General features: G+C 54.6%; 9 protein-coding genes and 3 tRNA genes. 3 read left to right on the top strand and 9 right to left on the bottom strand.

Going from position 1 to position 12,388, the window contains the following annotated elements; translation table 11 throughout:
* Nucleotides 1-34: 34 nt before the first annotated feature.
* The gene (locus tag IJT02_08645) at nucleotides 35-1,339 is read left to right on the top strand and encodes an NCS2 family permease (GenBank protein ID MBQ7544992.1); all 1,305 of its coding nucleotides are present in this window, start codon (nucleotides 35-37) and stop codon (nucleotides 1,337-1,339) included.
* Nucleotides 1,340-1,492: 153 nt separating this feature from the next.
* Nucleotides 1,493-3,613 carry a glutamine synthetase III gene (locus tag IJT02_08640; protein ID MBQ7544991.1) on the top strand — a complete coding sequence of 707 codons (2,121 nt, stop codon included), beginning with the start codon at nucleotides 1,493-1,495 and terminating at the stop codon, nucleotides 3,611-3,613.
* 43 nt (nucleotides 3,614-3,656) lie between these two features.
* Here the strand turns inward: IJT02_08640 and IJT02_08635 are convergent, their stop codons facing one another.
* The 8 genes from IJT02_08635 to IJT02_08600 all read right to left on the bottom strand — a co-directional run bounded on the left by IJT02_08635 (nucleotide 3,657) and on the right by IJT02_08600 (nucleotide 9,672).
* Nucleotides 3,657-5,636, bottom strand: coding sequence for a hypothetical protein (locus IJT02_08635; GenBank protein MBQ7544990.1), 1,980 nt, complete (start codon nucleotides 5,634-5,636; stop codon nucleotides 3,657-3,659).
* Entirely contained in the window at nucleotides 5,633-6,334 is a 702-nt protein-coding gene (locus tag IJT02_08630; protein MBQ7544989.1) for a class I SAM-dependent methyltransferase, read from the bottom strand. The genes IJT02_08635 and IJT02_08630 overlap by 4 nt, the downstream gene beginning before the upstream one ends.
* Entirely contained in the window at nucleotides 6,324-7,040 is a 717-nt protein-coding gene (locus IJT02_08625) for a glycosyltransferase (protein MBQ7544988.1), read from the bottom strand. The genes IJT02_08630 and IJT02_08625 overlap by 11 nt, the downstream gene beginning before the upstream one ends.
* On the bottom strand, nucleotides 7,040-8,062 hold the full coding sequence (locus tag IJT02_08620) for an NAD(P)-dependent oxidoreductase (protein ID MBQ7544987.1): 1,023 nt from the start codon (nucleotides 8,060-8,062) through the stop codon (nucleotides 7,040-7,042). The genes IJT02_08625 and IJT02_08620 overlap by 1 nt, the downstream gene beginning before the upstream one ends.
* A gap of 3 nt (nucleotides 8,063-8,065) precedes the next feature.
* Nucleotides 8,066-9,166, bottom strand: coding sequence for a nucleotide sugar dehydrogenase (locus IJT02_08615; protein MBQ7544986.1), 1,101 nt, complete (start codon nucleotides 9,164-9,166; stop codon nucleotides 8,066-8,068).
* A 249-nt stretch (nucleotides 9,167-9,415) separates the two neighbouring features.
* Nucleotides 9,416-9,492, bottom strand: a tRNA-Met gene (locus IJT02_08610).
* Nucleotides 9,493-9,496: 4 nt separating this feature from the next.
* A tRNA-Met gene (locus tag IJT02_08605) sits at nucleotides 9,497-9,573 on the bottom strand.
* Between the two features lie 15 nt (nucleotides 9,574-9,588).
* Nucleotides 9,589-9,672 (bottom strand) — tRNA-Leu (locus IJT02_08600).
* 80 nt (nucleotides 9,673-9,752) lie between these two features.
* Between IJT02_08600 and IJT02_08595 the strand changes: the two genes are divergently transcribed.
* Nucleotides 9,753-11,036, top strand: coding sequence for an HD domain-containing protein (locus tag IJT02_08595; protein ID MBQ7544985.1), 1,284 nt, complete (start codon nucleotides 9,753-9,755; stop codon nucleotides 11,034-11,036).
* Between the two features lie 34 nt (nucleotides 11,037-11,070).
* Here IJT02_08595 and IJT02_08590 read toward each other — a convergent pair whose 3' ends face one another.
* On the bottom strand, nucleotides 11,071-12,345 hold the full coding sequence (locus IJT02_08590; GenBank protein ID MBQ7544984.1) for a Glu/Leu/Phe/Val dehydrogenase: 1,275 nt from the start codon (nucleotides 12,343-12,345) through the stop codon (nucleotides 11,071-11,073).
* Nucleotides 12,346-12,388: the final 43 nt, after the last annotated feature.

Here is a 12,388-nt window from a genome sequence, read left to right as displayed (position 1 = left end):
CGTCTCATTCTTTTTACGGAGTGTGATAACAATCATGTCGTTATTCAAGATTCGCGAGACCGGCAGCACCTTCATGACCGAAGTTCTCGCGGGAATCACAACGTTCGTAACAATGTCGTACATCATTTTCGTCAACCCCAACATCCTCAGCCAGACCGGCATGGACTTCAACGCGCTCGTTGTCGTTACGTGCCTTGCGTCCGCTCTGGGAACGTTCCTCATGGCACTCTTCGCCAACTACCCGATAGCCCTCGCGCCCGGAATGGGTCTCAACGCGTTCTTCGCCTTCGGTGTCGTCCTTAACATGAAGATCAACGGAGCTCCCGTAACATGGCAGATGGCACTAGCGGCGGTCTTCATTGAGGGAGTAATCTTCGCAGTCCTGACCCTGACGAACATCCGCGAGGCAATCATGAACAGCATTCCCAAGAGCCTGAAGATAGGCATCTCTGCGGGTATCGGGCTGTTCATCGCGTTCATCGGTCTTCAGAGCGCGGGAATAGTGGTGAACAACGACGCGACGCTTCTCGGGCTCGGGAGCATCCGCAACAACGTACCCATGATGATGTCGATGGTCGGCCTTATCATCATGGCTGTCTTGACCGCCCTCAACGTCAAGGGTGCGCTCCTCATCGGAATAATCGTCATCACTGCGGCGGCGGCGGCACTGGGTCTCGTACAGATTCCTGAGAAGTTCGTCTCTGAGCCTCCGTCAATCATGCCCCTCGTCGGACAGCTTGACTTCTCCCTCATCAAAGAGCCTCAGTTCTGGGTGGTGGTGTTCACGTTCTTCTTCGTGGACTTCTTCGACACGCTGGGGACGCTCGTAGGCGTGTGCAACAGGTCGGGGCTTCTCGACGAGAACGGCAACCTTTCGCGCGCAAAGGGTGCACTCATGGCTGACGCAGTCGCAACGATAGCCGGTGCTGCTATGGGAACGTCGACGGTAACGAGCTACGTGGAGAGTTCGTCGGGAGTAGCGCAGGGCGGACGCACGGGACTGACCGCGATAGTAACGGCACTGCTCTTCGTCGGAGCAATCTTCCTCACGCCGCTTGTCGGAATAGTGCCTTCGTACGCGACAGCTCCTGCGTTGATCATCGTCGGAGTGTACATGATGATGTCCCTGCGTGATGTGAACTATGACGACTGGACGGAACTTATCCCCTCACTGCTCGGGTTCTTCATGATGCCGTTTGCGTACAGCATCGCGGTAGGTATCGAGTTCGCGATAGTCTCATACGTTGCAGTTAAGCTCCTGACCGGCAAGGTGAAGGACATATCTTTCTTGATGGTGGTGCTTTCTGCGCTGTTCATCGCTAAGGAGTTCTTGGCGTAAGACGGTGAATATTCTGCGGTCTTCTCGCTTGAAGGGGAGGCCGCAATTTTTTTGGCTTGCGTTGACAGTTTTGCGTGTTAAGCCTACAATGTTGTAATTATAAGCAAATCTTTCGCGAAATTTCTTGCTTAACAACGAAAGAAGGTTAGCATAATGAATAAAGAATATCCGTCTTTACACGAAATTTTTGGCTCGCTGCTGTTTGATAAGCGCGTGATGAAACAGAAGCTCAACCCCGACATCTACGAGCAGGTCATAGCCGCAATGGAAGGCCGCCAGAGGTTATCGCCCGAAGCCGCAGACATCGTAGCAACAGCCATGAAAGACTGGGCAGTGTCGAAGGGAGCGACGCACTGGGCGCACTGGTTCCAGCCGATGAGCGAACTGACCGCCGAGAAGCATCAGGGCTTCACGATGAGTGATGGGGACGGCAACCCTATGGAGGTCTTCAGGGGCAAGAACCTCGCACAGGGAGAGCCCGACGCATCGAGTTTCCCGAGTGCCGGGACGCGTTCGACGTTCGAGGCACGGGGATATTCTGCGTGGGACATCTCAAGCCCGGCGTTCATCGTTCCTTCGCCGAAAGGAGGGACGCTGTGCATTCCGTCAGTGTTCCTGTCGTTCGACGGCACACCGTTAGACCTGAAGACTCCTCTTCTGCGCGCGCTTGATGCCGTTGAAGGAAGGGCGTTGCGCCTCTTGAAGACACTCGGCCAGCGCGGAGTGAAGAGCGTGAAGATGACCGTAGGTGCGGAGCAGGAGTATTTCCTTCTGGACAGGCCAAGAGCACAGCTGAGACCCGACATAAGATTCTGCGGAAGGACGTTAATCGGTGCACAGCCCGCCAAAGACCAGAAGCTCGACCATCACTACATGGGAGCGATTCACCGCCGAGTGCTGAGCTACATGGAGGACGTTGAACGAGACCTCGCACGGCTGGGAGTGAGTGTGTTCGCGCGGCACAACGAGGTGGCACGCTGCCAGTTCGAGTTCGCGCACCTCTACAGCGACGCAAACAGAGCCTGCGACCAGAACCAGATTCTGATGGAGACGATGAGGAAGCTCGCCCGCACGCATGAACTGCGCCTGCTGTTCCACGAGAAGCCTTTTGCGGGGATGAACGGAAGCGGCAAGCACACGAACATGTCTCTGATGGACAGCGAAGGCCGCAACCTCCTGAAGCCCTCGAACTCGCACAGGCGCAACGTGATATTCTTGACGTTCCTGTCTGCGCTAGTGCTTGGTGTGTCGAAGTTCCACAGCCTGCTTCAGGCCTCGATAGCGACTTACGGCAACCTGTTCCGTCTGGGCGGGCACGAAGCTCCTCCGTCAATCATCAGCGTGTATCTTGGCTCTGCACTCACTGACTTAATCCGCAGGCTCGACAGCTCGGACGTGTCGCTTCCCGAACACGGCACGATGGATCTCGGCTTGGCGAAACTTCCTGACATCATCCCGTTCGACAGCGACAGGAACAGGACATCACCGCTTGCGTTCACGGGCGACAAATTCGAGTTCCGCGCGCCCGGCTCGTCGCAGAGCATAGCCCTTCCCGTAACGATGTTTGCGTCTCTGTGGGCGTGGGGAATCGAGCAGCTCACGGGAATGATTGAGACCCGCAGCGCAGGAGGCACTGACCCGATAGACGCGGCACTTGATGCGGCACGCGAGGCCTTCAGGATGGGCAGCGCAGTTCTCTTCGAGGGAGACGCGTACTCTAAGGAGTGGCAGGACGAAGCACGCAGAAGGGGGCTTGTCGAGGCTGAGGACATGCCGGGCAGGATAGACCTTCTGCTAAAGCCCGAGAACAAGGAGATGCTCGAGAAGCTCGGCGTTTACCGCGCGCACGAGCTCGAGAACCTGAGAGATATCCGCATGGAGAGTTTTGCGACGGGGCTTGAGGTTGAAGCGGCGGTGCTGTACGACATGCTTTGGGAGGGAGTACTTCCGGCACTGTCGAAGCAGCTCACACTTGAGCGTAACTCGATGCTGTACTTTGAGAACGTGGACTTTGGGGACATGACACCGTGGCGGGACTACGTCGGAGGTCTTGGCCGGGCGAAGAACGCGCTCATCAAGGACGCTAATGCACTGTTCGAGCTGAAGGGCAGGCTTGCGGGGATGGATGCGCGAGAGAGAAGCGGTTTCCTGCTTGCGGAGATTATTCCGCTGATGGACAGCATAAGGGCGAAGTGTGATGCGGCGGAACTCGTTACGAGTGCGGAGATCTGGCCGTACCCGATTTATCGTAATCTTTTGTCGCTGAGTGCGTAGGAGAAAATTGTCCCCCGTCGTGGTTGGCGGGGGTATTGTCTGCTTATTCCTGTAGCAGCTCCAAAAACTTCAGCTTAATAACAGGCGCGAAAAATTTCAGGCCGCTCCCGGAAAAATGTATGCGTTTCACACGGTTTATGTCCGTCCGTCCGTCCATAATCTCACCGAACGTTTCATCATCGGAAACTATAGAGCTTATCAGGGTATCATTCGCCAGTACCTCAGGGATAACCCGTTTGGTGATACGCAATCCTCCTTCAAGCTCTGCTTCCATCCTGACTTCAGGAATCTTCCAGAACAATTTTGCGGCCTTGCCCATAAGGCTGAGGGGCATCTCAAGTTTCATCAGGCAGTGCTGTGCCGTCTTGGGAATATCGATGAACGAGTCACGGCTGACTTCCCGCGAAGCTATTTCTCTGCGGGTGAAATTCTTAGGCTGAGGCCTGCGTTCCAGCAGAAAATAAGAGTCCTCCTTCCGCCGTATCGAATAATTCCTCAGCATTTCAAGACAGGCAAGAGGAGAATCCATAACTGCGAACCTGTTGTCGAAAGCTAAGCCGCGCAATATTATGAACTTGGGGGCACGGTCATCATCCGCAAAAAAGCCCGCATTCTGGATGTCAAGCCATGAAGTATATGCGCTGTAAGCCTGAATGACAGGCATGTTCACAAAGCCCGGCAGATCGTGTACAAGCGAGAGCTCTGTAGGATAAAATCCCGCGCTGTCTGATGAAACAGTGCTTATCACCCACTCAGGCAGTTTGAGATTCCTCATGTCGTAAACTTTGTCCGCGCTTCCAAGAGAAGCTATATTGCCGTGAAATTCAGCGAGCGGGTTAGTCAGGATATTGGATACAAGGCGGTTAAGTTCCTTCTTGTTCCTGAAATTCACAGTATCGGGCAGGTGAAACTTATTGAGACCTGCGGCAGATATAGCGAGAGTGCAGAAGAAAACCGCAGCTCCTGCGTAACACAGAAATTTTTTCGTCCCTGATGATGCGGCCAGCTCATTGTCCATGAACATAACGTACACAGAGCAGTACACGTACACCGACGGCATAAACATGAAGCAATGCCCCTGCCCCATAACGAAGGCGTGCTTGAAGCAGACGGCCGTGCTTACAGCGAAAACCATTGCGTAGAGCACGGACTGCTGAGTCCTCGTAAACGCAAAAGCTCTGAGCAGGAGCACCATAACAAGCATCAGGAAGCCGATAAATGCAGACAGCATACACACAAGAAGTGCTGAGGGCATGACAGGCCTGCTCATTGCTGAAATATACCCTGCGGCAATCTCGTAAGCTCCCCTGACATACATAGCAAGTTCATGAAGGCTCGGATTGTACAGCAGACAGCATACGCAGAACATTGCCGGCGCGAAAAACAACGCAGCAATGAACTTCAGGCCTTCCCTGCCCTTGCGGATCGACATAAGCACCGCAAATACAGCAACGCTCACGAAATCCATCGATCCCGAGTTGAACTTCATGAATGCAGATACTACACTCAGCACTGAAGCTGTCAGGAAAGGGATCAGTCCGCCGGTGTGCCAGCATACGGACAAAAGGCAGAGTATAAGGAATGAGAGCACGTATTCAGGGTACAGCCTCCCCATAAGGTAATTCCCTGCGTAAAAGAGTATGAACGACAGCAGGATATTTGAGGCTCTCGTGTTTACCTTCTTCATGCGTTCAGAGAACATTACGTAGGAGAACAGAAGCGCGGCCAGAACTGATACTGCGCTCCAGAATGCCAGTGCAATTACAACGTTGTTCCCGAACGGTATCGGATTAAACATGAAGCCGAGCGGCCCGTACGTAAAGATTACATCACTGCCCCATAATCTGCCCTCATGGAACAGGCGGTTAATGGCGTACTGCCATGAGTAATCCAGACTATGGTACTCTGCGCCCGTGTTGTATACTGCGCTGACCCTGAACCTGAAACAAGCTACGAACGCTGAAACCACATAGCATATCTTCAGGAATCTCAGCTTCATGCTGTCTTCTCTTTCTGCTGTCATCGGCAAACCTCCTTACTAGCGACAATAAACATCTGTTTCCCCAGCACCTTCCACGCCAGCGGACAATGGCAGTACAGCTTTATCATCCACCCGTACTGCGGAAGCCTGCTCTTCGTTGTGTAGGGCATGAACTTATCGAGTACAGTCCTCAAAATGAAGTGCCCCCCCCCCCCATCAGTAATTATACTTATAGCTTCGCACATGCTTTTCTCCGTCAGTGGAGTGTAGTGGTCGAAGAAGTCCCAGTATTCGCCGGTGAGGTACTTGATGTTGGGCTGAAGTATCATCAGCTTCCCGCCGTCCCGAAGGACACGCAGAGCCTCGCCGAGAATCTTCAGGATCTCTTCCTTGTCCCTTACGTGCTCGAAGAAGTTGCTCACGAATACCGTGTCGATGCTCGAATCCTCGAGGAAGTCCAGCTTCTGTGCAGGAACGTTGTGTACCTCGACAAACTCTGCCGCGTGGTCTTTCACGTCAGGGTTGAGGTCAACGGCTATCCTTCTGCCGCGCGTCTGCCCTGAGGCTGGAGAAGCTATGTTGTTGATGAAGTCGCAGTAACCTGCAGCAACGTCAAGGACATCGTCGGAAGGCTTGGTGTACCTGTCGAAGAAGTCAGCGCACAGAATACGCCACATATCGTTTCGCCGCTTCATTTCTGCAGTGCCGAAACGGTTTGAGTACAGCCTGTCAAGCTCCATGTCTGCGCTCCTTTCTGCCGAACGCGTAGAAGTACCAGCGCAGGTAACCGGGCAGCCACTTCATGATCTTGAAGTGCGACTCTCCTGCTGTCCTGTCCGTCCAAGTTGTGGGAACTTCACAGATTTTCCTGCCCTGACGGTATGCCTTCACCGTGAGCTCAATCCCCAGCTCAAAGCCTCCCGTGCTCTCAACCGCAACACTCTCAAGATAACTCTTCCTGTAGAGCTTGAAGCTGTTGGTTGCGTCATGCGTCGGAAGCCCCGCGAACCAGTGAAGCGTCAGCCCCGCAGTCCGGGACATCAGCCCCTTGAGGAACGGCCCGCCGACCTGACGGCCTCCCTTCATGTAGCGCGACGCACACACAACGTCAGCGTCCTCACGTTCTGCCGCATCAATCATCGCGTTCATGACTTCCGGCGGGTCAGAGAGGTCTGCCATCGTTACAGCGACATACTTTCCGCCCGCAGTCTCAAGGCCGGTCTTTATCGCGTTGAGGACTCCGCGCCCGTACTTGTTCCTGACGAGGCGGATGCAGGGCATTGACGGCATGAGCTCACGTACTGCCGGAAGTGTGTTGTCCTCGTCGAAGTCGTAAACGATAAGTATTTCGTGCTCACGTTCAACGCGGCTTTCTATGGCCTCAAGGCACGTCCTGATGTTCCCGCCCTCGTTGTAGACGGGAATAACTATGCTGAGGAGCGGCATTATATTCCCCCGAGCCTGACCTGCTCTGCTATCCACGGAATTACCTCGTCGAGAATCTCGTCAAGCGTCGTTTCTGCCCTGAAACCCAGAATCCTCTCTGCCTTCTCCGTCGACGGAACGCGCTTCTGAACGTCATACTTGAAGGGATCGTCGCACACATACTCGAACGGAAGGCTGTCCCCGTGAATCTTGCGCCATATCGCTTCGGCAAGCTCAAGCACCGTTGTTGATACGGGAGTCGAGAGGTTGAAGTCCTCGTTGACGGCCGCCTCGCTCTCAATGCACATCCTGATTCCGCGCGCCAAATCCCCGCCGTACGTGTAATGCCGCACCTGATTCCCTTTGCCGAGAATGTGCAGGGGGTTCTGACCCTTGAGGACTTTCTGGACAAGGTCAGGTACTACGTGGCTCATGGCCAGCTTCACGTTCCCGGAGAGTATCTCGCTGTCGCACAAAGCCCGCCTCTCGCCAGTGCCGACGCAGTTGAACGGACGAATCACCGTGCAGGGCAGGCCGTACTGTTCGCGCGCTCCCTGAGCGTAGTACTCGCAGGCCAGCTTCTGGAAGCCGTACGTGCTCTGAGGCGGAGGACACTGCCTCTCTTCGCCCTCTGCGCTCGGGAACTTTGCTGCCGACTCGTAGACCATGCTCGAGCTCAGAACGTTAATGCGCTTCAGATGGCCGTGATTGTAGGCATAGATCGCCGCGTCGAACGTTGAGGCGGTTATCCTGTCGTTCTCGGCCAAGAGGTCATACGCGTAGTGGTGGAAGTACGATATTCCGCCGATCATTGCCGCCGCCGCCAGAATCTGGTCGCACTCGCAGGCAATCTCCTTCATGAGGCCGGTGTCCTTCGCGTCGCCCTCTATGAACCTGTAGTGCGGATGGCTGTCGTACGATTTCTGGACAGGACCGTACTTCGAGAAGTTGTCGATGCCTATGACTTCGTGCCCGCGTTCAAGCAGGTCTTCAACAAGGTAGCCGCATATGAACCCCGCCGAACCTGTAACAAGTATCTTCATGAGTTAGTCCTCCTTCCCGGATGTCGTTGCCCACACGTTCCAGCAGTCCACGAACGGGACAGCAATCTTCAGCCCCAAGTACTCGTCATGAGGCACGCCGAGTATCACTCCGTCAGCCTGCGCAAGGACTTCCCCGAGCGGTGCTGTGTCTAGATACGGGTCATGTATCAGGACTTCCGCCATCCTGAACTCGAGATTCTTCCTGAGCTTGAACGACAGGCTCTCGCGCGTGTCGTCGTTGTTGGGCTTGAAGGCCATTCCCAGAATAGCTATCTTCTTGTCCTTGAGGCTTCCTCCCATGCGCTTCTCGAGCTGGCTGACCACGAAATCAGGCAATCCCTCATTCACGAGCATTCCTGCCTGACCCAGAAAGAACTTGTTGTTGTAGAAGGCTGACAGCTGCATCGTGTCCTTGAACAGGCACGGCCCGGCAGCGAAACCAGCCCGCGCAAAATGCCTCGCTCTCGGGTAATCCTCACTCAGCGCACCAAGAATCTTGTAGAAGCTGTAACCCTTCTCCTCGCACATCATGTAGAACTGATTGGCTATGGCAAACTCTAGGTAACGCCACGAGTTCGTCAGGAGCTTGGCCAGCTCGGCTTCTTCGGGCTCGAGGGGAATAATCTTCGGTGCTATGTGCGAGAAGAGCTCTGATGCTTCGCGGAAGGCTTCAGGAGAGTTCGCTGAGACGAGCTGCGGGAGCGTGAAGATCTCCTCGATACCCTTGCCCTGAACGATGCGCTCCGGGCAGAACGCCAGCTTCGGTGCAGTGCCGAACGACTTAGTCAGCATATTGTCGACAACACGGAACACTCCGGGAAAGATTGTGCTCCTGAGAATTATCAGCTGTCCAGGATTCATGTACGGAAGATAGAGCTTTATGACGCTGAGAACGTCGCGGATTCTTGGGTTGAGGTGTTCGTCGACTGGAGTGCCTGTTACGAAGATTACTGCGTCTGCATCACGCACAAGATTCATGTCGTCTGAGGCGTGGAGTGCCTTTGCCTCGAGGACTTCGCGGAGTATGCTTTCTGCTCCGGCTTCTTGGAAGGGTACGCGGCCGCTGTTGATGGTGCTGATGACTTCAGCGTTGATGTCGATCAGCGATACGTAGTTTGCCCCCCCCCCTTGTGTGAATTACTTAGACCGCTGGCTAGCGCAAGCCCTAACGGGAAACCGACATGCCCGCAGCCGCCGACAATAGCAATTCTGCTCATAATGAACAACTCCTCCTTCTATGTTGTGGGAAAACTTGGTGCATTATATCACGGGGTTAGTTTTCGGTATGTGTACAAAAAAACCCGCTCTGCTTGCGGGCTTCTATAATGTGCGCTTGTGTACGCGTTACTGTCTTGGTGGCGGCACCTGGAATCGAACCGGGGACACTGCGGGTATGAACCGCATGCTCTAGCCATCTGAGCTATACCGCCTTGTTGGTGGCGGGGAAAGGATTTGAACCTTTGACCTTCGGGTTATGAGCCCGACGAGCTTCCAAACTGCTCCACCCCGCGATGTTCACTTGTCAATGCCGGACGAGAGACTCGAACTCTCACGGACTTAACGCCCTCGGGATTTTAAGTCCCGTGTGTCTACCATTCCACCAGCCCGGCGTTCAATGCTGGTGATTAAGCACAAGGGCTATTTTACTCTACTTGCTATTTATCGTCAAGGCGGTAAAATTTTCCGCATTATGAATGGTTATGATGCTGCACTGAAAGTTATTATGAGCCTCAATTCCGCCGGGTATGATGCTTTTCTCGTCGGAGGATGCGTGCGCAGCTTCCTGATGAACCTTCTGCCTGCAGACTTCGACATTGCAACAAGCGCGAGTGTTGAGGAGGTCGAGAGGGTGCTTGACTGCCGCCCCATAGGTTCAGGCGAGCAGCACGGGACGGTGAAGGTCATCGTTGACGGAGAGGATCACGGCATCGAGGTTACTACGTACAGATACGGAGGGAAAACGCTGACTGATGACCTGTCGCGCAGAGATTTCACCGTCAACGCAATAGCTTGGCATCCGTCGCGGGAAATGATTGACCCGTTCGGAGGCCGTGAGGACATCAGGAACAGAGTCATTCGCGGAGTTGTTGACGCGCGCCTGAGGTTCGGGGAAGACCCGTTGAGGATTCTTCGCGGGCTGAGGTTTGCGGCACTCTTCGGCTTCAGGGTCGAGGAGGAGACAGCAGAGGCAGTTCACGGGATGGCGGGGACGTTGTCGGGTGTTGCGCCCGAACGTGTACGCGACGAGCTGACGAAGATTCTCTGTGCACCGTACGCTGAAAGCGTGCTCACTGAGTTTGCGGACGTTCTGGGAGAAGTAATCCCGGAGGTCAGGGAGATGATAGGCTTCGAGCAGCACAACTCGTACCACTATCTTGACGTTTACGCACACACGGTGAAAGTTGTTGTTGAGGTCAAAAACACGCCGGAGCTTCGATGGGCGGCACTGTTTCACGACATCGCAAAGCCGAGATGCTTCTTCATGGGAGAGAACGGGCAGGGGCATTTCTACGGACACGACAAGACGGGCGCGGAAACGGCAGAAGTTATCATGAACAGGCTGCGTTTCGACAACGCCACAAAGAGGACGGTGGAGTTCCTGATCTCTGAGCACTGCATAAACTTTCCGGCAAACACAAAGACAGCAAGACGGTTATTGTCGCGTCATGGGTATGACAACGTGATGAAGCTACTCGAACTTCAGAGGGCAGATCTGGCGGCACATGTCGAGCTCCCCGAGAATGAGGCACAGCTCAGACGTGCATTTGAGCTTATACAGGAAGTTATTGACGAGGATGCCTGCCTGAAGATTACGGATTTGGCCGTGAACGGTCATGACATGATTGCACTGGGGCTTAAGGGCCCGGCAATCGGGAAGACATTAGCGGCACTGCTTGAAGCTGTAGTTGACGGAGAGCTGAGCAACTCGCGTGAAGAACTAATAAGTTTCGCGAAAAAAATCCCCCCTGCCTAGCGACGACAGGGGGAAAGTTTCACAATCACTCATACTACAAGAACATTCCCCTCATCTCGACAACATCAGCCACACGCTGAATTGCCGCCATAGTTGCCGCACGCCTCATCTTCACGTGCTTCGTCTCCGCGTAGTCCCACACCCGCCGGAAGTTCCCCTTCATCATGTGCACAAGCCTGCTGTTGTACTCCTCCTCAGTCCAGAACGCACCCTGAAGGTTCTGTGCCCACTCGAAATACGAGCCGATAACCCCGCCGGAGTTAGCGAGGAAGTCGGGGACAATCATCACGCCGTTACCCTCAAGGATGTCCTCGCCTTCGGGAGTCGTCGGGCCGTTAGCTCCCTCCACAATGTAACGTGCCTTCACTCTGCCCGCAGTGTCGCGGTTGATTACGCCGTCCCTCGCGCAAGGAAACAGGAAATCACAATCCGTGAACAGCACATCATCGACCTTCTCGCAGTTACCGATGCTCTCGAAACCTTCAAGCAGCTTCTTGGGGTGATTGCGCACTGCCTCAAAGGCTTTGTGTATGTCGATGCCTCCCGCCGAATAGTACCCTCCTGTGATGTCGCTTATGCCCACGATCTTCACTCCGGCATCGTTGAGCGTCTTTGCCGTGTAGCTCCCGACGTTCCCGAAACCCTGAACGGATGCCGTAACACTGCCGGGGTTTTTGTCCAGAATGCGCATCAATTCCAGCCCGCACGTCGCGACTCCGCGTCCCGTTGCCTCGTTGCGCCCGAAACTTCCCCAGTAGGTTACGGGCTTGCCGGTGAGGATTGCGGGTTCGAGTTTCCCGCGCATCTTGCTGACAGTGTCGAGAATCCACACCATCTCCTGCCCGCCGGTATTCATGTCGGGAGCAGGTACGTCGCTCCACCGGCCAAGTATCGGCTCAATCCGTGCCGCGTATGTCCGTGTAAGCTTCTCCTTCTCCTTCTTGGACATTGTGAGCGGGTCGCAGCAGATTCCGCCTTTGCCGCCGCCGTAAGGGATGCCCGCAAGAGAGCATTTCCACGTCATCAGCATGGCCAACGCTTCGCACTCGTCCATGTCAACGCCCAAGTCGTAGCGTATTCCTCCCTTCGATGGGCCCAGTGCCGTTGAGTGCTGGACACGGTAGCCCTCGAAGACCTCAACAGTCCCGTCGTCCATCTCTACGGGAATTGAGACCTGCACCCTGCGTTCTGACCTGCTCAGGACGGCTATAAGGTTCTCGCTCAATCCCATTTCGTCAGCCGCACCGTAAAACTCCTGAAGTGCCGTATCAAGCAATACATTTGAAGACTTGCGCCGTTTCTGCATCATTAATACACCTCCAGAAAAATTAAACCCTCCCGCTTTCACACGG

The organism is Synergistaceae bacterium (assembly GCA_017450125.1).
Lineage (GTDB): Bacteria > Synergistota > Synergistia > Synergistales > Aminobacteriaceae > JAFUXM01.
This window is presented reverse-complemented; position numbering and strand designations above follow the sequence as displayed.

Bases quoted from the DNA above. Each gene is read 5' to 3' on its own strand.
- IJT02_08595 (MBQ7544985.1), top strand. From the start codon at position 9,753: ATGAATGGTTATGATGCTGCACTGAAAGTTATTATGAGCCTCAATTCC.
- IJT02_08625 (MBQ7544988.1), bottom strand. From the start codon at position 7,040: ATGCCGCTCCTCAGCATAGTTATTCCCGTCTACAACGAGGGCGGGAAC.
- IJT02_08645 (MBQ7544992.1), top strand. From the start codon at position 35: ATGTCGTTATTCAAGATTCGCGAGACCGGCAGCACCTTCATGACCGAA.
- IJT02_08620 (MBQ7544987.1), bottom strand. From the start codon at position 8,062: ATGAAGATACTTGTTACAGGTTCGGCGGGGTTCATATGCGGCTACCTT.
- IJT02_08635 (MBQ7544990.1), bottom strand. From the start codon at position 5,636: ATGACAGCAGAAAGAGAAGACAGCATGAAGCTGAGATTCCTGAAGATA.
- IJT02_08590 (MBQ7544984.1), bottom strand. From the start codon at position 12,345: ATGATGCAGAAACGGCGCAAGTCTTCAAATGTATTGCTTGATACGGCA.
- IJT02_08640 (MBQ7544991.1), top strand. From the start codon at position 1,493: ATGAATAAAGAATATCCGTCTTTACACGAAATTTTTGGCTCGCTGCTG.
- IJT02_08630 (MBQ7544989.1), bottom strand. From the start codon at position 6,334: ATGGAGCTTGACAGGCTGTACTCAAACCGTTTCGGCACTGCAGAAATG.